At 71.7% G+C, this 24,706-nt stretch carries 18 protein-coding genes and 1 pseudogene; 14 read left to right on the top strand and 5 right to left on the bottom strand.

Annotation, left to right across the window (positions count from 1 at the left end; all coding sequences use genetic code 11):
- Window positions 1-5: 5 nt before the first annotated feature.
- Window positions 6-935 carry an N-acetylmuramic acid 6-phosphate etherase gene (locus ACQPZX_RS33675; protein WP_433364276.1) on the bottom strand — a complete coding sequence of 310 codons (930 nt, stop codon included), beginning with the start codon at window positions 933-935 and terminating at the stop codon, window positions 6-8.
- A gap of 184 nt (window positions 936-1,119) precedes the next feature.
- Here ACQPZX_RS33675 and ACQPZX_RS33670 point away from each other — a divergent pair, with 184 nt between their 5' ends.
- Genes ACQPZX_RS33670 through ACQPZX_RS33660 form a run of 3 tightly spaced genes read left to right on the top strand, consistent with a single transcriptional unit; the run spans window position 1,120 to window position 4,978 of the window.
- On the top strand, window positions 1,120-2,385 hold the full coding sequence (locus ACQPZX_RS33670; RefSeq protein WP_433364273.1) for an exo-beta-N-acetylmuramidase NamZ family protein: 1,266 nt from the start codon (window positions 1,120-1,122) through the stop codon (window positions 2,383-2,385).
- Entirely contained in the window at window positions 2,382-4,058 is a 1,677-nt protein-coding gene (locus tag ACQPZX_RS33665) for a serine hydrolase (RefSeq protein WP_433364270.1), read from the top strand. The genes ACQPZX_RS33670 and ACQPZX_RS33665 overlap by 4 nt, the downstream gene beginning before the upstream one ends.
- Window positions 4,059-4,063: 5 nt before the next feature.
- Entirely contained in the window at window positions 4,064-4,978 is a 915-nt protein-coding gene (locus ACQPZX_RS33660) for a MurR/RpiR family transcriptional regulator (RefSeq protein ID WP_433364268.1), read from the top strand.
- A gap of 116 nt (window positions 4,979-5,094) precedes the next feature.
- On the opposite strand, the gene ACQPZX_RS33655 is transcribed toward ACQPZX_RS33660, so the two are convergent.
- Window positions 5,095-6,114 carry an N-acetylglucosamine kinase gene (locus ACQPZX_RS33655; RefSeq protein WP_433364265.1) on the bottom strand — a complete coding sequence of 340 codons (1,020 nt, stop codon included), beginning with the start codon at window positions 6,112-6,114 and terminating at the stop codon, window positions 5,095-5,097.
- A 27-nt stretch (window positions 6,115-6,141) separates the two neighbouring features.
- Complete coding sequence (locus ACQPZX_RS33650; RefSeq protein WP_433364262.1) at window positions 6,142-8,370, bottom strand: putative bifunctional diguanylate cyclase/phosphodiesterase; 2,229 nt, start codon at window positions 8,368-8,370, stop codon at window positions 6,142-6,144.
- A 52-nt stretch (window positions 8,371-8,422) separates the two neighbouring features.
- Here ACQPZX_RS33650 and ACQPZX_RS33645 point away from each other — a divergent pair.
- A pseudogene (locus tag ACQPZX_RS33645) lies at window positions 8,423-8,605 on the top strand (aldo/keto reductase); the annotation flags it as partial.
- A gap of 129 nt (window positions 8,606-8,734) precedes the next feature.
- Here ACQPZX_RS33645 and ACQPZX_RS33640 read toward each other — a convergent pair.
- Window positions 8,735-9,913, bottom strand: coding sequence for a serine/threonine-protein kinase (locus ACQPZX_RS33640; protein WP_433364259.1), 1,179 nt, complete (start codon window positions 9,911-9,913; stop codon window positions 8,735-8,737).
- Between the two features lie 58 nt (window positions 9,914-9,971).
- On the opposite strand from ACQPZX_RS33640, the gene ACQPZX_RS33635 reads away from it, so the two are divergent.
- Entirely contained in the window at window positions 9,972-10,457 is a 486-nt protein-coding gene (locus tag ACQPZX_RS33635) for a glutathione peroxidase (RefSeq protein WP_433364256.1), read from the top strand.
- Here ACQPZX_RS33635 and ACQPZX_RS33630 read toward each other — a convergent pair.
- Window positions 10,450-11,469, bottom strand: coding sequence for a LacI family DNA-binding transcriptional regulator (locus ACQPZX_RS33630; protein WP_433364253.1), 1,020 nt, complete (start codon window positions 11,467-11,469; stop codon window positions 10,450-10,452). The two genes, ACQPZX_RS33635 and ACQPZX_RS33630, sit on opposite strands and share 8 nt — an antisense overlap.
- A gap of 143 nt (window positions 11,470-11,612) precedes the next feature.
- Here ACQPZX_RS33630 and ACQPZX_RS33625 point away from each other — a divergent pair, with 143 nt between their 5' ends.
- From ACQPZX_RS33625 to ACQPZX_RS33585, 9 genes are all read left to right on the top strand, one after another.
- A complete protein-coding gene (locus tag ACQPZX_RS33625; protein ID WP_433364250.1) occupies window positions 11,613-12,494 on the top strand; it encodes a carbohydrate ABC transporter permease in 882 nt (293 codons plus the stop codon).
- The gene (locus ACQPZX_RS33620; protein ID WP_433364247.1) at window positions 12,491-13,315 is read left to right on the top strand and encodes a carbohydrate ABC transporter permease; all 825 of its coding nucleotides are present in this window, start codon (window positions 12,491-12,493) and stop codon (window positions 13,313-13,315) included. The genes ACQPZX_RS33625 and ACQPZX_RS33620 overlap by 4 nt, the downstream gene beginning before the upstream one ends.
- 35 nt (window positions 13,316-13,350) lie before the next feature.
- A complete protein-coding gene (locus ACQPZX_RS33615) occupies window positions 13,351-14,622 on the top strand; it encodes an ABC transporter substrate-binding protein (RefSeq protein ID WP_433364244.1) in 1,272 nt (423 codons plus the stop codon).
- A gap of 17 nt (window positions 14,623-14,639) precedes the next feature.
- Window positions 14,640-16,274, top strand: a complete 1,635-nt coding sequence (locus ACQPZX_RS33610; RefSeq protein ID WP_433364242.1) for a hypothetical protein — start codon at window positions 14,640-14,642, stop codon at window positions 16,272-16,274.
- Between the two features lie 15 nt (window positions 16,275-16,289).
- Window positions 16,290-18,851, top strand: a complete 2,562-nt coding sequence (locus tag ACQPZX_RS33605) for a CBM35 domain-containing protein (protein ID WP_433364239.1) — start codon at window positions 16,290-16,292, stop codon at window positions 18,849-18,851.
- A 27-nt stretch (window positions 18,852-18,878) separates the two neighbouring features.
- Complete coding sequence (locus ACQPZX_RS33600) at window positions 18,879-20,738, top strand: beta-L-arabinofuranosidase domain-containing protein (RefSeq protein WP_433364236.1); 1,860 nt, start codon at window positions 18,879-18,881, stop codon at window positions 20,736-20,738.
- A gap of 72 nt (window positions 20,739-20,810) precedes the next feature.
- Window positions 20,811-21,596: an electron transfer flavoprotein subunit beta/FixA family protein gene (locus ACQPZX_RS33595; protein ID WP_433364234.1), complete on the top strand. Its 786-nt coding sequence runs from the start codon at window positions 20,811-20,813 to the stop codon at window positions 21,594-21,596.
- Between the two features lie 19 nt (window positions 21,597-21,615).
- Complete coding sequence (locus tag ACQPZX_RS33590) at window positions 21,616-22,566, top strand: electron transfer flavoprotein subunit alpha/FixB family protein (RefSeq protein ID WP_433364231.1); 951 nt, start codon at window positions 21,616-21,618, stop codon at window positions 22,564-22,566.
- Window positions 22,567-22,568: 2 nt separating this feature from the next.
- On the top strand, window positions 22,569-24,701 hold the full coding sequence (locus ACQPZX_RS33585) for a (Fe-S)-binding protein (protein WP_433364228.1): 2,133 nt from the start codon (window positions 22,569-22,571) through the stop codon (window positions 24,699-24,701).
- Window positions 24,702-24,706 lie beyond the last annotated feature (5 nt).

Here is a 24,706-nt window from a genome sequence, read left to right as displayed (position 1 = left end):
CGCAGTCAGCTTCTCCGGCCGGCCAGCGCCAGCGCCTGCCGCACCGCACCGCCCGACTCGGCCAGCGCCTCGCGCGCGGCGTCGACCGGGACCTCGGCCAGCAGCGACACCAGCGCGACCCGGCCGTCGCCTCCCGCCTGCTCGGCCGCCTCGGCGCAGGCGCGGGCATCGAGCCCGGTCGCCTCGACCAGGATCCGCACGACCCGGCCGCGCAGCTTGGCGTTGCGGGCGCCGACCGCCACCATCAGGTTGGAGAACGTCCGGCCGGTCCGCACCATCAGCGCGGTCGAGAAGGCGTTGAGCAGCATCTTCTGTGCCGTGCCGGCCTTCATCCGGGTGGATCCCGCGATGACTTCCGGCCCGGTGGCGACGCCGACGTGCACGTCGACCTCCGCGCCGAAAGCCGCCACGGGATTTGCGGACATCAATATCGTACGGGCGTCGCGCGCCCTTGCCGTGCGCAGGGCGCCCACGACGTACGGGGTGCGTCCGCTCGCCGTGAGGCCGACCGCCACGTCTCCCGGCCGCAGCCCGGCGGCGTCGTTCGCGCCGGTGGCCTCGTCGTCCTCGAGGTTCTCGATCGGCCGGCCCACCGCCTCGGTGCCGCCGGCGTGGTGCGCGACGACCTCCGACGGGTCGGTGCCGAAGGTGGGGATCAGCTCGGCCGCGTCCATCAGCGCGATGCGGCCCGACGTGCCGGCGCCGAAGTAGTGGACACAATGCCCGCCGCCCAGCGCCTCGGTCGCCAGGTCGATCGCCTCGGCCAGCGCCGGAAGCACCGCCCGGACCGCGCCCGCGACCTTGGCGTCCTCATCGTTGATCATGCGCAGCACGTCGAGGGTGCCGGCGAGGTCGATGCCGACCGTGGCGGGGTTGCGCTCCTCGGTAGGGGCGACGACCCAGGGTGGAGCGGCAAGGGGATCGATGTGCGGCACGATAGAAACTTTCCACCATGCGCATCAATGCGTCAATAACTTACCGACGGCGCCGCCGGAGCGGTAACTTCCGGACTCATCCCATTCGGGCTTGCAACGGGGGCCCGCGGGTGGGCGTCGCGGATCCGGGTGCCGGCGACGCCCATCCGCGCGGGCCGCGCCCGCCGGCGGAAGGAGCACTCCTGTGCCCGTCGACCGTCGTGGACTTCTCGCCGGAGCCGTCGGGGGCGCGGCCGGGGCCGCCCTCGGCCCACGCGCCGCGACGGCGGGCGGGCGTGCGCGGGTGCGCACCGGCGTCGAGCGGCTGATCGCCTCGCGCTACGCGATTTTGCGCGGCGAGCGGGCCGGTGTCATCACCAACCCGACCGGGATCCTGCCCGACCTCCGGCACGAGGTCGACGTGATGCACGCCGACCCGGCCGTCGACCTGGCCGCGGTCTTCGGCCCTGAGCACGGTTTCCGCGGCACCGCGCAGGCCGGCGGGTCGCAGGGGTTCTACGACGATCCGCGCACCGGGCTGCCGGTCTACGACACGTACGGGAAAAGCGGACGCGCCCTCGCCGATGTCTTCACCGCGTCGGGGGTCGGCACCGTCCTGTTCGACATCCAGGACGTCGGCGCCCGGTTCTACACCTACATCTGGACGCTTTACGACTCGATGGTCGCGGCCGCCATGGCGGGCAAGCGGATGGTCGTGCTCGACCGGCCCAACGCCATCTCGGGGCGGCGGGCCTCCGGGCCGGTGCTGCACCCCGAGTACGGCACGTTCGTCGGCCGCAAGCCGATCGCCCAGGCGCACGGCATGACCGCCGGCGAGCTGGCCCGCCTGTTCAACGCGGAATGGGTGCCCGCCGACGCCGGCCGGCCCGCGGCGCTGACCGTGGTGCGGCTCGAGGGCTGGTCGCGGGACATGTACTACGAGGACACCGGCCTGCCGTGGGTGCCGCCCTCGCCCAACATGCCGACCGTGGACACCGCCGTCGTCTACCCGGGAACGTGTCTGTTCGAAGGCACCCAGGCCTCGGAGGGCCGGGGGAGCACCCGGCCGTTCGAGCTGATCGGCGCGCCGTACGGCGATTGGCGCTGGGCGGACGCGCTCACCGCCCTCCGCCTTCCCGGCGCCGCGTTCCGCGAGAGCTACTTCACGCCGACCTTCTCGAAGTTCGCCGGGCAGACCGTCGGAGGCGTCCAGGTGGTCGTCACCGATCGGCACGCCTTCGACCCGATCCGGACCGCCATCGCCATGCTGGTGACGCTCAAACGGCTGTACCCGGCCGGGTTCGCGTGGCGCCCCGACAACTGGATCGACACCCTCACCGGGTCCGCGCAGGTGCGTACGTCAATAGATCTTGGTCTTGATCATGACGCCGTCGCGGCCGGCTGGCAGGGCGAGCTTGCCGCCTTCGCCGCCCTGCGCGCCCGGCACCTCATCTACGGGAGCGGACGATGATCTCCTGGGCCTTGACCGCCGCGCTGATCCTGGCGCCTACCACGGTGACGGCGGCCGACGTCCATTTCACCCCGGGTCAGACCCTTCGGTACGGCACCGCGGCGCAGGCCGGCCTGGCCCCCGAGTATGTCGACCGGATCGCCGGCGACATCGCGGCCTACACCCGCCCCTCGCCCACCTACCCGGAGTACGCCGGTGCCGTGGCGCTGGCCGCGCACAACGGCGTCATCGTCGCCCACGACGTGACCGGCTACGCGCTGCGCTACGCCGACGACAAGCCGACCGAGCTGCCGCCGGACCAGTGGATCCCGATGCGCCGCGACACCATCTTCGACATCGCGTCGATGACCAAGCTGTTCACCTCGATCGCCGCGGTGCAGCTGATCCAGGCGGGGCGGATCGGACTCGACTCCCCGGTGGCCGATTACCTCCCACAGTTCGCCGCCAACGGCAAGGGCGCCATCACCGTACGGAATCTGCTCACCCACACCTCGGGACTGCCCGCCGATCCGGTGCCGTCGCTGTGCACCTACGCCACCGACGACGAGCGCTGGGCGGCGGTGTACGCGGTAGCGCCGATCGCGCCGCCGGACACGACCTATCTCTACAGCGACATCAACCTGATGACGCTCGGCCGGGTCGTCGAGACCGTCACCGGGCAGAGCCTCGACCGGGTGGTCGCCCGGCGCATCACCGGGCCGCTCGGCCTGACCGACACCATGTTCAATCCGCCCGCGTCGCTGCGGCCGAGGATCGCCGCCGAGGAGTATCAGCCCTGGACCGGCCGGGGGATCGTGTGGGGCACCGTGCACGATGAGAACGCCTACTGCCTCGGCGGGGTGTCCGGGCACGCCGGCATCTTCTCCACCGCACGCGATCTGGCCGTGCTCGCGCAGACCATGCTCGACGGCGGGCAGTACCGGCACGCGCGGATCCTCTCCGAGCGGAGCACCCGGTTGCTGTTCACCAACTTCAATCAGGCGTACGCCGGGCACGCGCACGGCCTCGGGTTCGAGCTCGACCAGCGGTTCTACATGGACGCGCTCAGCTCGCCCGTCACCGCCGGCCACACCGGGTACACCGGCACCTCGATCGTCGTCGACCCGCTCTCCCACTCGTTCGTCATCCTGCTCACCAACCGCGTGCACCCCAGCCGGAACTGGGGCAGCAACAATCCGGCCCGGCGCGCGGTCGCCCGCGACCTCGCGCTCGCCCTGCCGGTGCGCCCGGTGTCCGGCCGGACCGAGTGGTTCTCCGGCGCCGCCGACGCCACCACCTCGACCCTGACCGTGCCGGCGGCCGGCACCCGGCTCACCTTCGACCTCTGGTACGACACCGAGCAGACCGACGTCGGCTATCTGGAGTCCTCGGCCGACGGCGGCGCGACCTGGCAGCCCGTCCCGTTCACGCTGCGAGCCGGCGCCGGCCGGTGGGCCACCGACGGCTCGTTCTCGGGGTTCGAGGGCCGGCAATGGCTCTCCGGCTCGGCCGAACTGCCGGCCGGCACGACCGGGTTCCGCTGGCGCTACACCACCGATGCGGCCTATCAGGGGCGCGGCGTCTACGTCGACGGCATCCGGGTTGTCGGCCCGCACGGCACGGTGTTCGACGACCGCCGCCCGGCCGACGCGGCCCGAGTCCGGCTCGACGGATGGGAGCCTCGGCTACGTTGAGCCCCATGGCACGTACCCGCAAGCCCGCCCCGGCGACGACCGGGACCGCCGTGCACATCCGCGCGCTGCTGCCGAGCCTGCAGCCGTCGATGCGGCAGGTGGCCGAGCGGGTGCTGGCCGACACCACCGCCACGGCCGGTCTCACGGTCACCGAGCTGGCGCTCGCGTCCGGGGTGTCCGAGGCGACCGTCGTCCGGTTCTGCAAGGCGATCGGCTTCGCCGGGTACCCGCAGCTGCGGCTGGCGCTGGCCGCGGAGGCCGGGCGGGCGGAGGGCGCCGACCGCAACGGCCGCGAGGTGGACACCGACATCCAGCGCGGCGACGACCTCGCCCGGGTGGTCGAGAAGATCGCCTTCGCCGACGCTCGCGCGGTCGAGGAGACCGGCGCCCAGCTGGACATCGTCGCGCTCGGGCGGGTCGTCGAGGCGCTCGTGCGAGCCGAACGGGTCGACCTCTACGGCGTCGGCGCCAGCGCCTTCGTAGCGCTCGACTTCCAGCAGAAACTGCACCGCATCGGCCGGGTGGCGTTCGCCTGGCCGGACACCCACGTCGCACTGACCAGCGCCGCCCTGCTGCGCCCCGGCGACGTGGCGATCGGCATCTCACACACCGGCACCACCACCGACACCATCGACGCCCTGACCGAGGCCCGCGCCCACGGCGCCACGACGGTGGCCCTGACCAACTTCCCGCGCTCACCGATCGCGCGAGCCGCCGAGCACGTCCTCACCACGGCCGCCCGCGAGACCACGTTCCGGTCGGGCGCCACCGCGAGCCGGCTAGCCCAGCTCACGGTGGTGGACTGCCTCTTCGTCGGGGTGGCCCAGCGCACCTACGACCAGACCCTCGCGGCCCTGGACGCGACGCGGACCGCCGTGAGCTCCCGCCACACATCATCGATGCGGAACCGGGCCCGCTAGCGGTCGGCTCCCGTCGACACGCCATGATCGCGGAACCGGGCCCGCTAGCGGTCGGCTCCCGCTAGCGGGCCATGATCGCGGGAGCAGGCCCGCCGGCGGTCAACGCCCGTCGCGCGTCAGTGTCGCGGCGCCGGGGCCGTGAGCAGGGCGTGCACCTGCGCGAGCCGCTCACCGGACCACTGCGGCCGGATGTCGCGCACGGCCAGCCACGCGGCGCCGGCGATCCCGTCAGCCGCGGTCAGCACCTCGCCCGCGAACCGCTCGGCGATCAGCCGCCGGACCCGCCGCCCGACCGGCGCGTCCTGCGCACGCACGACGCCACCGTTCAACACCAGCGGATCGGCCTCCGCCGGCCCGCGAACGTCCCCGACGAGCCGGACCAGGCGGGCGGCGGCGTCGTCGCAGATGGCGGCGGCCACCGCGTCCCCGGCCGCCTCGGCCTCCACCACCAGCGGCGCCAGCGCGGCCAGCTGGATGGGCGGCCGGGCCGCAACCGCCCGGATCAGCGCGGACCGCCGGCGCTGGACCGAGCCGGCCGAGCCCTCGTCGAGGACCTCACCGGGCGCGGTGTCGAGCAGGCGGGCGGATACGGCCTCGACCAGGGTGGTCGCCGGGCCAGTGCCGCCGATCGCGGCTATCGCGGCCCGCACCGCCTCGCGGCCGAGCCAGTAAGCCGAACCCTCGTCGCCCAGCAGCCAGCCCAGGCCGTCGGAGGTTGTCGTGGTGCGGCGGTCGCGGATGCGCACGGCCATGGCGCCGGTGCCGGCCAGCAGCACCGTGCCGTCGGGGGCGGGTGTGGCCGAGCAGAACGCTACCTCGGCGTCGCCCACGAACACAGGCCGGGCCGTTACGCCCGCGGCGGCCAGCGCGCCGGCGAAGATGTCCGCGGCCCGCTTGTCGTCGAGGGTGGCGCGGCCCGCGACGCCGATGACGACGGCGGCCACCGCGGCCGGATCGAGACCGGACAGCGCCCGCCGCGCCGCGCTGCTCAGCTCGGCGGCGGCCCGCTCCACGCCGTGCGTGGTCGGATTCCCGCCGGCGCCCTCGACAGTGGCCGGCCGGGATCCGGCGGTCGTCGCCACCGTGAGGCGGGTCGAGGTGCCGCCGAGGTCGGCGCCGATGACCAATTCGTCCATGGCGCCAACCGTGGCAGATGTCCGCCGTCAGCGCAGGAGCGGAGCATTCTCCAGAAAGGAGTTCGCGGCCAGCGGGGCCGGCCGGCCGAGGTGGAAGCCCTGGCCCAGGTCGCAGCCCAGCTCGATCAGCATCGCCGTCTGGGCCTCGTCCTCGATGCCCTCGGCCACCGCGGTCAGGCCCACTGCGTCGAAGAGCTGCCACAGCGTGCCCAGGATCCGCTTGGCTGCCGGGTCGCGGGCGACTTCATGCACGTACGATCGATCGATCTTGACGATGTCGGCCGGGAACCGATGCAGATAGCGCAGTGACGCGTAGCCGGTCCCGAAGTCGTCGATCGCGACCCGGACGCCGGTGGCGCGCAGCCGCGTCAGCGTGCCGATCACCTCGGACTCGTCGGCCAGGACGTTCTCGGTCACCTCGAGAACCAGTTGGCGTGGTTGCAACCCGGCCTCGGCCAGCGCGGCGGCCACCTGGCCGGGGAATCGCGGGTCGATCAACTGCAGCGGTGAGACGTTCACCGACAGGTACCGGCCGGGCGCGCCGGCCCAGGCCGCGAACTCCGCGCAGGCCCGCCGCAGCACCAGCACGCCCAGCTCGCCGATCAGCTCGGCCCGCTCGGCAACCGGGATGAACACGTCCGGCGGCACCGAGCCGAGCTGCGGGTGGTCCCAGCGGGCCAGCGCCTCCACCCCGGTCACCCGGCGGACGCGGAGTCCGGCGATCGGCTGGTACACGACGTGCAGCGCGTCGTCCGCCAGCGCCCGGCGCAGCTCGCCGCGCAACGTCAGCTCGCGGTCGAAGCCCTCGCGCATGGAGGGCTCGAACAACGCGTAAGTGTTCTTGCCCCGCCCCTTGGCGGCGTACATCGCGAGGTCGACGTTCTTGCGGAGATCCTCCGGGCGGGTCGAGCCGTCCGCGACGGCGATGCCGACGCTGGCGCTGATCGGGACCGTGCGCGCGCCCGCCTCGAACGGCTCGCGCAACCCGGCCAGCAGCCGCTCCGCTTGCTCCGGCAACCCGTCGACCCGGCCGGTGAGCACGGCGAACTCGTCGCCGCCGAGCCGCGCGACGGTGTCCGGCTCGCCGAAGCAGGCCCGCAACCGGTCGCCGACGGTCCGCAGCACGGCGTCGCCGGCGTCGTGCCCGAGCGAGTCGTTGATCATTTTGAAGTCGTCGAGGTCCAGGTAGACGACCGCCGCCGGCATACCCGCCGCCAGCGCGACCTCCAGGCGCTCGACGAACAGCGCGCGGTTGCCGAGCCCGGTCAGCGGGTCGTGGTACGCCTGATGCTCCAGGCGCCGCGCGAGCGTCGAGTTGTGCAGCAGCGTCGACAGCTGCCGCAGCAGGATCAGGATCATCCCGGCCAGCAGCGCGACCGCCTCGGCCGTGTCCACCCTGGGTCCCAGCCCGGCCACCGTCTGCCCGGCCGCGACGACGACCGCCAGCCCGAACGGCACGTACGGGAGCAGGATCTGCCGCCGGGTGGTCAGGCCGGTGTCGTTCAGCACCATCGGCCGCCGTGTTGCCAGCCAGCCGGCCGCCCCGCACGCCGAGAAGGCGATGAACCAGCCGGCGTCCGAGGGTTGCCCGGTGTAGTACGAGCCGGCCGACGTGTCCAGCGCGAACAGCACGTCCGAGGTGGCCATGCCGGCCAGGCCGAGAACGAGCAGCAGGACGACGCCGCGACCGCCGCGGCGGGTCCGTGCGGCCAGCAGCACCGCGATGGTGGCCAGCACGATGTCGCTGATCGGGTAGGCCATCGACACCACGAACGCGAACGGCGAGTCCGCGCCGGCCCGCCAGACCGACCGTACGGTGAGCACCCAGCCGACCACGAACAGCGCGCTACCGGCGATCATGCCGTCGAGCAGCACGGTGAGACGGGTGCCGACCGAGGACCAGCCCGAGATCAACCAGAGCCCGACGGCGCCCAGCAGCGGAAACAGGAGGTAGCCGGCGTCCGCGTACGAGGGGAACAGCACCTCGGCGCGGACGACCAGCTCGTTCCACGACCAGTAGAAGTTGCCCACGCCCCAGCTCAGACAGCCGGCGGCGACCAGCGCCCAGCCGCCGCGCGTGCCGCCTGTGGCCCGCCGTGCCGCGGCGGCGCAGAGGGCGGCGGCCGCGCAGGCGAGGGCGCTGCTGCCCAGCTGCGTGTAGGTGGCGGCGGGCGTGCCGGACAGAGCAATGACCGGTACGCCGAACGCGAGGCACAGCACGACGAGCGCTATCACCTGCCGCTGGCGACCGATCACGGCTGCCTCATCGGCGGCCCGGGCCGTGACTTGAGGCACAACCGCCCTTGAGGTGGAGCGCAGGCATCCAGTGGAGCAGCGGGAATTCGGGCGGCTCGGGCGGGTCAGCGCGCTCACGCTCGGCGGGGGCGGCATCGGCGGGGTGTGGGGAAGCACCGGCCGGGACGAGTCGGTGGCCACGGTGCACGCCGCGATCGACGGCGGGATCAGCATGCTCGATCTGGCGCCGAGCTACGGGGAGGGCGCGGAGGCCGAGCTGGTGGTGGGCGCGGCGCTGCGGGAACCACCGGGTTCCACGGGACCCCGTCGGGGCACGACGCGATCCGGCGGGCGGCGAACGACAACGGCGCCGTGGATGACCGCCTCATTTGGCCTTGGGCGGCTTGCCCTTCGCCTTCCCCTTGGCCTTGTCCTTCGCCTTCGCGGGAGCGGCCGGCGCCTTCGCCTCCGCCTCCGCCTTCGCGGGAGCGGCCGGCGCCTTCGCCTTGGCGGGTGCAGCCGGCGCGGCCGCGGGCTTCGCCTCGCTTCGGGCGACGACGACCTCGATTTTGCCGCCGGTTGTCGAGGGCCGGGGAGTCCCCGTCTGGCCGGTTGCCGGTTGCTGAGGTCTCGGCGCAGTGGCACCGGCGGGCTCGTTCACGCCGTCGTGCAGCCACCACCCGCCGCCGGCGGCCAGCAGCAGGGCCGTGACGCCGGCGGCGACACCGGTCGTGGCGCGCCGCCGGCCACTCATCCGGGCCAGCCGCAGGGTCACGGTGGTCCTGGCGTCGGCCGTTTCACCGAGGGTTCGCTGCACCTCGGCCGCGGAGGGGCGGTCACCCGGCCGTTTCGCCAGGCAGCGCGACAGGATCCGGGCGACCTCGGGCGGGAGCCCAGGCACGCGCGGCAGCGGCGCCGGATCCGCGTAGACGTGAGCCTTCACCATCTGCGTGGCGGTCGACGCGTCCCATGGCATCTTGCCGGCGATCGCGACGTAGAGCAGCAGGCCCAGCGCGTACACGTCGGTCGCGGGACGCACCGGGCTCCCCTCGATCCGTTCGGGCGCGAGGTAGGCGGGCGTGCCGAGCAGCTCGCCGCTGGGGCCGTCGAGGTCGCCCACGGTGGCGGAGATGCCGAAATCGACCAGCTTCACGCCGCCCGAGGTGACCATGACATTCGCGGGTTTCACGTCGCGGTGGACGATGCCGTCGGCGTGCGCGGCGGCGAGCGCGGCCGCCACCCGGGCGCCCACGGTCACCGCCTCCGGCCAGGGCAGCGGGCCGGCGGCCAGTCGATCGGCGAGCGAGCAGCCGTCGACCAGCTCCATCACGACGTACGAGTAAGACCCGGGGAGCTCGCCGCAGTCGAAGACCGTCACGATGCCGGGGTGCCGCAAGCGGGCCGCGATGCGCGCCTCATCGCGGGCGAGTTGCCAGGAGAGCACCTTGACCGCCACCGGACGGCCCAGCAGCTCGTCGGTCGCCCGCCAGACCACCGACATGCCACCCCGGCCCAGCGGCGTCACCAGCCGATAACGCTCCGCGATCAATCTCCCGCTCTCCACGACGGCATTCATATCCACCGCGATTTGCGGTAAACGCCGGAGCAGTAATCTGATCTTCATGACCATTTTCGAAACGACCATCCCCGGCGGGACCGATCCCTCCGCGCAGCTCGGCCCCAAGCCGGGCGTCGCCACCCTCGTGGTGAACGTGGCCTCCAAGTGTGGCCTCACCCCGCAGTACAACGGCCTCGAGCGCCTGCAGGAGCGGTACGCCGACCGCGGCTTCACCGTCCTCGGCGTCCCCTGCAACCAGTTCGGCGGCCAGGAGCCCGGCACCGCCGACGAGATCGCCGAGTTCTGCTCGGCCACCTACGGCGTGACCTTCCCGCTGACCGAGAAGATCGAGGTCAACGGCGACAACCGCCACCCCCTGTACGCCGAGCTGGTGACCGTGCCGGACGCCGAGGGCTACACCGGCGACATCCGCTGGAACTTCGAGAAGTTCCTGGTCACCCCGGACGGCACGGTCGTGCGCTTCGGCCCCCGCACCGAGCCCGAGGACGAGTCGGTGGTCACCGCCATCGAGGCGGTCCTTCCTAAATAACCGGAACGGTCGAGGCGCGCACCTTGAGCGAACAGGGAATGCGGATGATCTCCTGCCGCTGATCCGCCCCGTTGACCGCGTCGAGGACGAGCTGGCCGGCAGTCCGCCCCATCTCGAGCAGGGGCAGCGCGACCGTGGTCAGCGGCGGCCGCTGATGGACGGCGAGCGAGCGGTCGTCAAAACCGACGACCGCGATGTCGCCGGGAATGCTCAAGCCGTGCTCGTGGATCGCGGCCATCGCGCCGGTGGCGAGATCGTCGCTGGCGCAGAAAAGGGCGTCCGGCCGCTCCGGAAGCATGGCCTCGGCCAGGGCGTAGCCGTCCTCCGGCGACCACGACGGAGAGTGACGCACTAGCGCGGGATCGAGGTGGCGGCCGGCGGCCTCCATAGTGGCGCGCAGGCCCTCGAGGCGCTCGCCGGTGGCGTCCCAGGACGCCGGGCCGTTGATGAAAGCGACGCGGCGGCGGCCGATGTCGATGAGGTGCTGGGCGGCGAGCACGGCGCCGCCGCGGTCGTCGGGCAGGACGCTGGGCACGGGCTCGGACGTGCCGTACTCGTACAGGAAGACGTAGGGCACGCCCGGTAGCGGCAGCGCGGGGCCGGAGCGGGAACGCACCCGGTTGCCGGACATGATGATCAGGCCGTCGACCTGGCGGTCGAGCAGGCGCCGCAGGTGGGTGCGCTCGCGCTCGGGGTCGCCGTAGCTGTTGGCCAGCAAGACCGACACATCGTACGCGGAGGCGGCGTCCTCGACCCCGCGCATCAGCGCGTTGGTGAAGATGCCCTCGAGGTCGTCGGTGAGGATGGCGATCGTGTTGGTGTGCAGCGCGCGCAGGCCGCGCGCGACGGCGTTGGGCCGGTAGCCCAGGCGCGTGATCGTCTCGTGGACCCGCCGGCGCACCTCGTCGCCGACGTCGGGACGCTCGTTGAGCACCTTCGACACGGTGGCGGTGGAGACCCCGGCCGCCCGCGCCACGTCACGGATCGTGACCCGTGTCCTCGAGCCCTGCACCTGTTCTCCCTAATCGGTTACGTAACCCCGTTCGGGCCTAGACAATATCAGAAAGTCCTTGACACAGGCCGGACGCGCGCCTGTAACGTGCCGAGTTACGAAAACGATTACGTAACTCGATCACCGAGGGGAGGGAGGCGAACGTGACTGGTCCGCGGAGGCGCCGTCAGCGCATGGGGCTGCTCTTCGTGGCACCGGCGGTGCTGCTCGTGGTGGGGATGTTCATCGTTCCGGTGATCGTCACGGCGACGATGAGCTTCTACGACTGGTCGCTGCTCGGACAGCGGACGTACGTGGGGTTCGCGAACTACCGGCGGCTGCTCGGCGACACGACCTTCCACCACAGCCTGGTCTTCACCACGATCTACACGGTCATCGTCACGGCGGTGCTGTTCGTCGTCGGGTTCGCGCTGGCGTCGGCGGTCCGGCGCCGGCGACGCGGGGTCGGCCTGCTGCGGACGGCGTTCGTCATGCCCGTGGTCATCGGCTTCGCGACGGCGAGCTACCTGACGCTCTGGCTGCTCGACGACCGCATCGGCGTGATCCCCGACCTGCTGCGGCGTCTGGGCCTGGCGCACGGCAGCGTGTCGGTGTTCAGCCACTACTCGTCCGCGCTGGCCGTGGTGGTGGTCCTGGTGGTCTGGAAGACGGTCGGCCTGACGATGCTGCTGCTGATGTCGGGCATGCAGGCGATCTCGAAGGACTACTACGAGGCGGCGCAGGTCGACGGCGCGAAGCGGGCCCGGACGCTCTTCTCGATCACGCTGCCGCTGCTGCGCCCGACGATCGGCATGGTGCTGGTGCTGACGGTCATCGGCAGCTATCTCGCCTTCGACCAGTTCTTCATCCTCACCCAGGGCGGCCCGGACAACAGCACGATCCCGGTTGTCTATCTGATCTACCGGGCCGGCTTCATCGACTTCAACCTCGGCTACTCGGCCGCGCTGTCGATCGCCCTGATGGTCATCCTGCTCGTCCTGACCACCGTGCAGCTGGCCATCACGCGCACCCGGGAGGACTCGTGAGCCTGCCGAGAAAGGCCGCCTACGCCGTCTGGGCGCTCGTGGCGCTGCTCTTCGTCGCCCCGCTCGGGTGGCTGGTGCTGTCCTCGTTCAAGACCGGCGCGGAGTTCGCCCAGTCCCCGCCGACCTACCTGCCGTCGCATTTCAGCCTCGAGAACTACCGCCGCCTGCTCGACGCCGGACTCTGGACCAACGTGGCGAACAGCGCGCTGGTCACGGCCGGCACGGTCGTCATCGCCACGGTAATCGCGGTGCTGGCCGGCTATGGCTTCGCCCGCTTCCAGTTCCGCGGCCGGGGCCTGCTCTTCGTCGTCATCCTGTCCACCCTGATGATCCCGTTCCAGTCGATCGTGCCGTCGCTGTACGTCATCCTCGACACCCTGCACCTGACCAACTCGAAGGTCGGGCTGGTCCTGCTCTACACGGTCTTCGCGCTCCCGTTCGGCGTCTTCACCATGCGGGCCGCCTTCGCGAGCGTGCCGGCCGCCATCGAGGAGGCCGCCTTCGTCGACGGCGCCGGCTCGATGACGACCCTGGTCCGGGTGCTCGCACCGATGGTGACGCCGGGCATCGCGACGGTCGCGCTGTACGCGTTCTTCACGGCCTGGAACGAGTTCCTCGCGGCGCTGATCTTCACCACCCGGCAGGAGCAGTACACCCTGCCGGTCGTCCTGGCCAACCTGCAGACCGGCGGGGGCGGCACGCTCAACTGGGGCGTGCTGGAGACCGGAGCCGTCTTCGCCGCCGTGCCCTGCATCGTGATCTTCCTGATCCTCCAGCGCTACTACGTCGCCGGCCTCACCGGCGGCGCGGTCAAAGGCTGAATCTCCCCCTTCGCAAAAAGCAAAAAGGAGCACCCGTGTCTGCCCGAATTAGGTGGGTTGTCCCGCTGACCGTCCTCGCCCTCGCCGCCTGCAGCAACACCGGCCCAGCAACGGAAACCAAACCCGCCGAGCTCACCGGCAACGGCCCGGCCACCCTCTGGGTCCGCGCCGCCGACGAGCCGATGGACAAGGCCCTGGTCGAGGCCTGGAACCAGCAGAACCCCGACCGCAAAATCACCATGCTGACCGTCCCGGACGCGCAGTACGTCCAGAAGTACGTGCAGGCGGTCCGCAGCGGCGACGCGCCCGACCTCGCCGCCGTCGACATCGCCAACGTGAAGGCGCTGACCTCCCAGGGCCTGCTGACCGACATCACCGGCCAGGTGAACGCGCTGTCCTACAAGGACGCGATCGCCCCGGCCGGCGTGGGGATCAGCACGGTGGGCGGAAAGATCTACGCGCTGCCGCACCAGCTCGACGTCTCGATGCTGTACTACAACAAGCAGCTGTTCCAGAAGGCCGGCCTCGACCCGGAGAAGCCGCCGGCCAGCGCCGACGACGTCCTCACCGCGGCCCGCAAGATCACCGCGCTCGGCGGCGGCAACTACGGCTTCACCTTCGCCGGCAACTGCGCCGGCTGCAACGCGTACACCCTGCTGCCCTACATCTGGGCCAGCGGCGGCGACATCATGAACCAAGATGGCACCAAGGCCACGCTCGACGACCCGGCCGTCGCCGCCGCGCTGAACCTGCACAAGACCCTGTGGGACGAGAAGCTCATGCCCGCGGGCGCCAAGGACGACAACGGCGCGACCTGGCTCAACGGCTTCCAGTCCGGCAAGATCGGCATGATCGCGCTGGGCAGCTTCGCGATCAGCGTCTTCAAGGGCCAGAAGGGCCTCGACTTCGGCGTCACCGCCATCCCCGGCACCTCCGGCTCGGCGTCCTTCCTCGGCGGCGACGTCATCGGCATCTCCAAGGGCGCCAAGAACGCCAAGACCGCGTGGGACTTCATCGCCTGGAGCATGAGCGACGAGGTGCAGAAGACCGTGGTCGCCAAGACCGGGCAGCTGACGGTCCGCTCCGACGACGCCGACAACCCCGCCACGCAGGCCGAGCCCCGGCTGCTCGCGGCCAACAAGCTGATCGCCACGGCGAAGGTCCCGGTCACCGCGAAGTACAACTCGCTGTTCATCGACCCGACCGGCCCGTACCTCCAGTTCGTCCGCGACTGGGTCTTCACCGGCAACCCGCAGCAGGCGATCACCAAGGGCAACGACGGCTTCTCCAGCCGCCTGGCCTCCTGAAAACCAGGGAGACAACCATGCAGGACCTGAGCTTCCGGTGGCCGCACCCGCGGTTCGGCACCTCCCTCGGCCCGATCAGCGTGCGGGTGCACACCGGCGAGAACGTCTACGGCCTCTTCCCCGAGGCGATCGAGCAGACCGTCGAGGGCGACACCACGACGATCACCTGCGGCGAGCTGTCCTGGGCCGGCGGTCAGCTGACCGGCCCGGGGCAGGTCACCGTCCGCATCACCCAAGATCAAGATCAAGACCTGGTTCGCGTACGGATCGACGCGCGCCACCCGGACGGCGTGCGCTGCGTCGCGCTGGTCCTGCACGACCAGCCCACTGGCGACGTCACCGCGCTGCGCGAGGGGGACCTGCCGGTGCCCGCCACCGGCCGGGTGGTGCGCTACCCGGACGGGTGGTTCGACCTCGCCACCCCGCTGCTCGGCCTGCGCCGCCCGGACGGCACGATCACCGTCGCGCGCGCCGAGGACGAGCAGGTGCACAGCCGGCGCTTCGCCGTCGTCCCGCACTTCGGCGATCCCGCCACGTGCGAATTCGAGCTGATCACCGACGCCGACGCGACCACGCCCAGCACCACCTTCGCCGTACCCGTATGGGAGCTGCGGCGAGTCGCGAAGCTGGACGCCGTCCTGGCCGAGCACACCGCTCACACCCGTACGGCATATGCCTTGGAAAAATGGGACGAGCGCAGCGATGTCCCGGCCTGGCTACGACGGACCGCGCTGGTGCTGAGCCTCAACGGCATGCACTTCACCGGCCGGGTCTTCCTCGACTACGACGCCATGCTCGACACCATCCGCCGGCTCGCCGAGCGGATCGACCCGCGGCACATCCTCGCCTACCTGCCCGGGTGGGAGGGCCGCTACTACCGCTGGTACGGCCGGTTCGATGTGGACGAACGACTCGGTGGCGCGGCCGGGTTCCGCCGCCTGATCGACGGCGCGCACCAGCTCGGCGCCCGCGTGATGCCGATGTTCGGCGCCAACGTGGCCTCCCGCGACCTGCCCGGCTTCGAGCAGTGGGCCGAACCGGGCCGCTTGCTCAACGCGAGCGGCCACGCCCCGATCGGCTCGGTGGACTGGGACGCCTCCCGCCACTTCGACCACGGCTGGGGCGCGCTCATCAACCCGGCGTACGCGCCCTGGCGTACCCATCTCGCCGAGCAGATCGTCGGCCTTCGCGAGGAGTACGGCTTCGACGCGGCGTTCCTCGACATCTCCGCGATGTACAACAACGACCCGCGCGGCAGCACCACCGAAGGGCTGCGGCTGCTGGTCGAGCAGATCCGGGACCGCTGCCCCGACCTGCTGATCGCCGGCGAGGGCTGGTTCGACGCGCTCGGCGGCATCATCCCACTGGTGCAGACCGGGCACCGCGACACCGTGCCGACCTTCCACGACCAGCCCGCCCCGGAGCTGTTCACCGCGAGCAACCGGTCGTTCGGGCACGTGTGCCTCGGTGACCCCGCCTACGGGTCGACCGGCTGCCACGAGGCCGGCTACAACGCGCACTGGCGGCTGCCGGTCCGCGAAGGCGTCATCCCCACGCTCACGGTCGTCGACGGCACGCTCGACGACGCCCCCGACCGCGTCGCCGAGGTTCTGCGGGACGCGCAGGAGTACGCCGACAAATTCCTGAACTGACTCCCCGAGGTTCCCATGCGCAGATTCGCGAGATCCCTACCCGTCCTCCTGATGGTCGCCGCCGGCGTGGCCGTGCCCGCCGCCGCCGCGTCGGCCGCGACCGTCACCCTCAACCGCGCCACCTACCGCGACAAGACCCTCGCCGCGATCCTCGGCCAGGTCGGCGGCGTGCTGACCGGGTACGAGTACAAGAGCCAGTCCCCCGAGCCGACCGACGCCTGCTTCGCGCCCGCCGCCGGCCCGTACTCCGGGGACGCCCCGGCCTCGTGCTGGACCCCGAACGGCTATCCCGGCTACGACCGGCTCGGCGCGCCGCACTTCACCGCCGACCAGACCGGCAGCGACGACGACTACCACATCGACTTCTTCGATCAGCTGATCCTCGCCGAGCACGGGCCGGACGCCGGCAACCAGGCGATCCGCGACGAGTGGGTCGCGCACGACGTCGGCGACTGGGGGCCGGGCGACATCGCCAACGCCGCCATGCGCGACGACGGCCTGATCCCGCCGCTGACCGGCCGGGCCGAGTTCAACCGGCACTACTGGCTCACCGAGCCGTACATCGAGAACGACACCCTCGGCCTGGTCGCTCCCGGCATGCCGGCGACCGCGCGGGACCTGGCGGATCGGTTCGGGTCGGTCACCGGCGAGTTCGACTCGGTGGTGTGGGCGAAGTTCCTCGCGACCGCGTACTCGCAGGCGTATTTCCTCACCGACGCGCGCGACGCGCTGGCGCAGGCCTCGGCGGTCCTGCCGCGCGACGGCTGGCCGTACCAGGTCTATCAGAAGGCCGTGGCCCTGCACGAGCAGAACGGCGCCGACTGGCGGTGGGCCCAGGGCCAGCTGATGAGCTTCGTCCGCAACGTCTACGGCCAGGACAACGTCATGGCCATCCCGGACCGCAACAACGGCTCGACCGTGCTCGCGATCCTCTACGGCGGCAACGACTACCTCACCACGCTGCGGATCGCGTCGCTGATCGGCAACGACGCGGACTGCACGGCGTCGGCCGCAGCCGGGCTGATGGGCATCGTCAAGGGCATGGCCGGGACGCCGCAGCAGTTCAAAGACAAGATCTACCGCAACGGCGCCGGCCAGTACGTCAACGACCTCACCACCGGCTTCCCGCCGAACATCAAGAACAACTATCCGGCCGCACAGACCTGGGACAGCATCGTCTCGCTGTACGAGTCGAACACCGCCGCCCAGGTGACGGCCCGCGGCGGGACCACCGACGCGACCGCGTTCCACATCCAGACCCAGACCGTCGCGCCCGAGTCGGCGGTGCTGGTCGACAACTACGACTTCGAGCAGGGCACGCTCGCCAACTGGACGAGGTGGACTCCCGGCGCCGACCCGGGCAGCCCCAACGCCTTCGCCGAGAGCAACGGCACCGCCCAGTCGGGCGCGTGGAAGGGCACCGTCTTCACCGACGCCGACGTGCCGCAGGTGAAGCTGTCCACCACGCTGCGCGGCCTGCAGCCCGGCGCCCGGTACCGGCTGAGCGCCTTCGTCCAGGGCGATCAGGCCGCCCGCCTGTACGTCGCCGGGTACGGCGGAACCGAGCTGCACACCTCGGCCATCGGCACCTACGCGCACACCAACCAGCAGTGGGTCAGCCGCACGATCGAGTTCACGCCGACCGGCACCACCGCCGAGGCCGGCCTGCATCTGCCGCCCGGCGCGACCGGCTTCGCCGCCATCGACAACATCGCCGTGCGACAGATCGCGAGTGTTTCCACCACGCGCTACGAGGCAGAAGCGGCGACGCGTACGGGAGGGCAAGCGCGCACCGCTTCGAGCGCCTCCGGCGGCGGCTATGTCGGCGGCCTCGACAACGCCGGCGACGGCGTGCAGTTCGCGGTGAACGTGCCGGCCGCCGGCGAGTACCGGCTCGCGGTCGGCTACGCCAGCGCCGGGACGACCGCGGGCACGATGGACGTGCTCGTCAACGGCGCCAAGAAGTTCACCGCCCCGTTCCCGCGGACCGAGGCCTGGGGCACCTTCGCCAGCGACCTTCAGTACCTGCCCGTGACGCTGGCAGCCGGCGCCAACACCATCCGCCTGCAACGCAACGCCGGGTACGTCGAGCTCGACTACGCCGATCTCTCCACCGCGCCGGCGCCCGTGTATGCCGCCGAACAGGTCGTCGGCGTGCCGAACGCGGGCTTCGAGACCGGGACGCCGTCTGCCTGGAGCACGTGGGGCGACGCCGACGCGGATTATGTCGAGACCGGCGGCTTCGACGGCGGCTACCGCCTCACCCAGTACCGGGCGACCGCGTACCAGGTCTACACCAGCCAGACCATCACCGGCCTCGCCAACGGCACCTACACGCTGACCGCTCAGGCGGTCGGCGGCGGCGGGCAGGTCGGCGCCTACCTGAGCGCCAAGGACTACTCGGCGTCCGGCCCCGAGCTGACCGCGCCGATCCCGGCGACGGGCTGGCCGAACTGGCGCCGGGTCGTGATCCCCGGCATCCCGGTCGCCAACGGACAGCTGACCGTCGGCGTCTACTCCACCGGCAGCGGAGGCCAATGGCTGTCCCTCGACGCCGTCCGCCTCACCCGCCAGTAGCACACCCCTGAAGAAAGGACGGTCGACGTGACCGCCGCACCCCCCGCGCTGTCCGAACTGCCGCCCGGCCAGATCCGGCCGTCCGGCTGGCTGCTGAACCAGCTCCGGCTGCAGGCCGCCGGGCTGACCGGCCAGCTCGACGACATCTGGCCGGACGTCGGCCCGGACAGCGCCTGGCTCGGCGGTCACGGCGAGGACTGGGAACGCGGGCCGTACCACCAGGACGGCCTGCTCCCCCTCGCGTACGTCCTCGACGATCCGGCCCTGCAGGCCAAGGCCCGCAAGTGGGTCGAGTCGGTTCTGGGCAGCCAGCGGCCGGACGGCCAGTTCGGCCCGGAGAGCAACGACGACTGGTGGCCGCGGATGGTCGCCCTGAAGGTGCTCGTCCAGCACGCCGACGCCACCGGCGACCCCCGGGTCGCGCCCTTCCTGGAACGCTACTTCCGCTACCAGCTGCGCCACCTGCCCGGCCGGCCGTTGTCGGACTGGGGGCGCGTCCGCGGCGCCGACAACGTCCTCTCGGTGCTGTGGCTGCACGAGCGCACCGGCGACGACGACCTGCTCGAGCTGGCCCGGCTGCTGCTCGCGCAGACCGCCGACTGGCACACCTTCGTCACCCGGGACCTCACCGGCGAACCGGCCCGCACCTTCAGCCATCTCACCCACGGCGTGAATGTGGCGATGGGCCTCAAGACCCCGGCCGTGAGCTTCCTCGTCGACGGCGACGAGGCCCACCGCGCCGAGACGCCGGAGATGCTGGCCGCGCTCGACCGGCTGCACGGCCTGGTCCACGGCGTGTTCTCCGGCGACGAGTGGCTCGGCGGCCGCGACCCGCACCACGGCGTCGAGACCTGCCAGGTGGTCGAGCTGATGTTCACCCTCGAGCAGACGGCCCGGATCTTCGGCGACGGCCGGTACGGCGACCTGCTCGAACAGGTCGCGTTCAACCTGCTGCCGTCGAGCTGCGACCCCCGGATGCTCGCCCACCAGTACCACCAGCAGGCCAATCAGGTCATGGCCAGCGTGGCGCGGCGCGACTGGACGTTCAGCGGCGACGACGCCAACATCTTCGGGCTCGAGCCGCATTTCGGGTGCTGCACCGCCAACCTGCATCAGGGCTGGCCCAAGCTGGCCCGTTCGCTGTGGATGCGCACCCCCGACGACGGGCTCGCCGTCGTCGCGTACGCCCCCTGCACGGTCACCACCCGGCTGCCCGGCCAGGACGTCCGGCTCGAGGTCCGCACCGAGTACCCGTTCGAGGAGGACATCCGCATCGTCGTCGACGCCAGTGCCGCCTTCCCGCTGCGGCTCCGGATCCCGTCCTGGTGCGACAAGCCTTCCTTGACCGTACGGGGTGAAGCCGTTCCCGCTACGCCGGACGAGCACGGGTACGTCACCGTCGACCGCGCCTGGCGACCCGGCGACGAGGTGCTCTTGCGCCTGCCGATGGCCGTACGCGTCGTCCCTCGCGACCGCGGCGCGGTCGGGCTGCGGCTCGGCCCACTCGTGCTCGCGCTCGCCGTCGGCGAGAACTGGCGGCCGGTGCCGGACGCGCCCGGCCTCGCCGAATGGGAGGTCACCCCGCGCGCCTGGTGGAACTTCGGCCTCTGGCTCGACGAGGGCCGCGGCCCCGGCGGATGGCGGGTCGAGCGCCGCCCACCCGGCGAGGTCCCATTCACCGCCGCCGGCGCACCTCTGGTCGTTCACGCGAAGGGCGCGCCGCTGCCCGAGTGGAAGCTCGACGGCGCCTCCGCCGGCCGGCTGCCGGACAGCCCCGTCACCGCGCTGCTCCCGATGCACGACATCCGGCTCGTGCCGTACGGCTGCGCGCGGCTGCGCATCGCCGAAGTGCCGGTCGCGGTCCCCGCTCCGGACGAGCCGTCCTGAGCGCGCGGCGGCTCTGGCCAGATCGACAACGATCGTCCTAAACTCGCGTTCAGCCCCCGGGAGGTCCACGCGATGCGGATCGTGGTGCTCGTCAAGCAGGTGCCGTCCACGGACGCCGGCCTGTCGTTCGCGTCCGACCTCACCGTGATCCGCGACGCCGGCCGGGCCGCGCTCAACGCCGCCGACTGGTGCGCCGTCGATCAGAGCCTGCGAGTCGCCGTGCGGCGGCGCGACGTCCAGATCACCGCGGTCACCATGGGGCCGCCCGGCGCGGTGGCGGCCCTGCGCACCGCGCTGGTGCTCGGCGCCGACATGGCGGTCCACATCCGCGACGAGGCGCTGCACGGCTCCGACGCGCTGGTCACCTCGCGGGTGCTCGCCGCCGCCGTCGCCCGCATCGGGTTCGACCTGGTGCTGTGCGGGTCCGCGTCGGCCGACTCGGGCATGTCGGCGGTGCCGGCCATGGTCGCCGAGCGGCTGGGCGTGCCGGCCCTCTGCTTCGCCGACCGGCTGGTGGTGCGCGAGCGCAAGGTGGAGATCCACCGCGACGACGGCTGCGGCGACCGGCGGGTGTTCGTCGCGGCGCCGCCGCTGGTGGTGTCGGTGACCGAGCGGTGCGGCGAGCCGCGCTACCCGCGGTACGTGTCCCGCCTCGACGCCCGCGACAAGCCGATCGCCGTCTGGACCCTCGCGACGCTCGGCATCGACCCGGCCGAGGTCGGCCTGCTCGGCTCGGCGTCCGTGGTGCGGGGGGCGACGCCCCGGCCGGGCGACCGGCGGGACGCGCTCGCCATGGGCGACCCGACCAGCGTGGCGATCCGCCTCGCCGACTTCCTGGCCGAGCGCCAGTTCCTCTAGGCCGAGATCGGAGGCGCGGATGGCGGAGGTCCTGGTGCTGGCCGGGCCGGGCAAGACCCGCGCCACCTGCGCGCTGCTCACTCTGGCTCGGCGAATCGGCGCCCCCGCCGCGGTCGCGGGCGGCAAGGCGGCCAGTAAAGCGCTGGGACGATACGGCGCCGCCAAGATCTACTCTTCATCGGCCCCAGAGCTCGATGAACACCCGGTGGCCGCCCGCGTCGAGCTCCTGGTCCACCTGGCCCGCCAGAACCCGCCCGCCGCCATCCTGATCGCCTCCGGCCGCGACGGCCTGGAGATCGCCGGCCGCGTCGCCGTCCGCCTGGACTCCGGCTTCCTCAACGACGTCATCGACGTGACGCCCGGCCCCGACGGCCCGATCGCCGTGCAGTCCGTGCAGGGCGGCGCCTACCTGGTCGAGTCCAGCGTGGTGCGTGGCGTCCCGGTCCTCGCGGTGCGCACCGAGGAGGTCACCATCACCCTGTCGCCCACCGAACCGGCGATCACCCCGGTGCGCATGTCCTTTCCTGATGGCGTGCGCGCCGTACGCCAGGTCGCCCGCGCCAAGCCCAAAGATTTGTCCACCGCCGCGGTCATCGTCGCCGGCGGCCGCGGCGTCGGCTCCCCCGAGGGGTTCGAGCTGGTCAAGCGGCTGGCCGCGGCGCTCGACGGGGTGCCCGCCGGATCGCACGCCGCCGCCGAGCAGGGCTGGTGCCCGCCGGAGATGCAGGTCGACCAGGTCGGCAAGATCGTCCACCCCAGCCTCTACCTGGCCCTGGGCATCTCCGGGTCGTTACGGCACCGCGCCGGCATGCACGGCGCCACCACGGTCGTGGCGATCGACAGCGACCCGCAAGCGCCGATCTTCCAGCTGTCCGACCTCGGCGCCGTCGGCGACGTGCACGAAATCGTCCCGGAGCTGCTCGCCGAGATCGAGCGGCGCCGGGCCCTACCCATGATTCCGGAGGCATAAGAGTGGTCGTGCGACTCGTGCTCGGCCTGGCGATCACGCTGGTCGTGTTCGCCGTGGCCGGTCGCCGTGCGTTCATGCTCTACCGGCTGGCGCGCACCGGCCAGCCGGTGGAGCCGGGCCGCACGAGCGGCGTGGGCAAACGTTCCGAGGCCGTGGCAACCGAGGTCCTCGGGCAACGCAAGCTCCTGAAGTGGAGCGTGCCCGGCGCGGCGCACTTCGCCGTCTTCTGGGGATTCACGATCCTGCTCGCCACGATCGTGGAGGGCTTCGGCGCGCTGTTCCAGCGCGACTTCCACATCCCGATCATCGGCACGCAGGCCTGGCTGGGGTTCCTCGAGGACCTCTTCATCGTGGCGGTGCTCTGCGGCCTGGCTGTCTTCGCGGTCCTGCGCCTGACCCAGAGCCCCGAGCGCGAGGGCCGCCGGTCCCGGTTCTACGGCTCGCATCTGGGACCCGCCTGGCTCGTCCTCTTCATGATCTTCAACGTGATGTGGACCCTGCTTCTCTACCGAGGAGCACAGATCAACACCGGCAATTTCCCGTACGACCGGGGAGCGTTCGCTTCCGAGTGGGTGGCCCGGATCCTGGCGCCGGCCGGGCGCACGGCCAACGACGTGTTCGAGACGGTCGGCCTGCTCCTGTCGCTGGGCGTCGTGCTGGGGTTCCTGGTCCTGGTCCTCTACTCCAAGCACCTGCACATCTTCCTGGCGCCGCTCAACGTGGCGTTCTCCCGCCGCCCGCGGGCGCTGGGCGCGCTGCTCCCGGTGTATTCCGGCGGCAAGGAGGTCGACTTCGAGGACCCCGGCGAGGACGACAAGATCGGCCGCGGGGTGATCGAGGACTTCACCTGGAAGGGCCTGCTCGACTTCGGCACCTGCACCGAGTGCGGCCGCTGCCAGTCGCAGTGCCCGGCCTGGAACACCGGCAAGCCGCTCAGCCCCAAGCTGCTGATCATGAGCTTGCGGGATCACGCCATGGCCAAGGCGCCGTACCTGCTGGCCGACTCGGACGAGCAGCGAGCGGCGATGCACAAGGACGTGCTCGCCGAGGCCGAGCGCTCGCTGGTCGGCCCGGTCGACGAGGGCGGGGTGATCGACCCGGACGTCCTGTGGTCCTGCGTCACCTGCGGCGCCTGCGTCGAGCAGTGTCCCGTCGACATCGAGCACGTCGACCACATCGTCGACATGCGCCGCTACCAGGTCCTGATCGAGTCGCAGTTCCCCAAGGAGGCCCACACGCTGCTGCGCAACCTGGAACGCAGCGGCGACCCGTGGGGCCGGGGCGCGCAGGCGCGCCTGGAGTGGATGACCGGCCTCCCCTTCGAGGTGCGCGTCCTGGACGACGGCCAGACGCTCCCCGACGACGTCGACTATCTGCTGTGGGTCGGCTGCGCCGGCGCGCTCGACGAGAACGCCAAGAAGACCACCCGCGCCGTCGCCGAGCTGCTGAACGAGGCCGGCGTCCAGTTCATGGTGCTGGGCGGCGCCGAGACCTGCACCGGCGACGCCGCCCGCCGCCTGGGCCAGGAGCTGCTGTTCCAGGAGCTGGCCAAGCAGAACGTCGAAACCCTGGACGCCGCCGGCGCGAAGCGGATCGTGGTCACCTGCGCGCACTGCTTCAACGCGCTGGGCAACGAATACAAACAACTGGGCGGCGACTACGAGGTCCTGCACCACACCCAGCTGCTCTCCCGCCTGGTAGCCGAGAACAAGCTGGTCCCGGTGCGCCCCGTCGACGCCGCGGTGACCTACCACGACCCGTGCTACCTCGGTCGTCACAACCGCGTCTTCAGCCCGCCCCGCGAGATCCTGGCCGGCGTCCCCGGCGTACGCCTCAACGAGATGCCCCGCAACCGCGAGACGTCGTTCTGCTGCGGCGCGGGCGGCGCCCGCATGTGGATGGAGGAGACGATCGGCACCCGCATCAACGAGACCCGAACCGACGAGGCAATCGAGACCGGCGCCGAGCTGATCACCGCGGCGTGCCCGTTCTGCATAGTCATGCTCACCGACGGCACCGCCGTCCGGAAGCAGCAGGGCAAGGCCCCTGACGAGCTCCAGGTCGTCGATGTGTCCCGGGTCCTCCTGCGCTCGATCCGCGACACCCCCGACGGCCCGGCCCAGCCCGCACCTTGAAACCT

The organism is Actinoplanes sp. CA-142083 (genome assembly GCF_050942195.1).
Taxonomy (GTDB): Bacteria; Actinomycetota; Actinomycetes; order Mycobacteriales; family Micromonosporaceae; genus Actinoplanes.
This window is presented reverse-complemented; position numbering and strand designations above follow the sequence as displayed.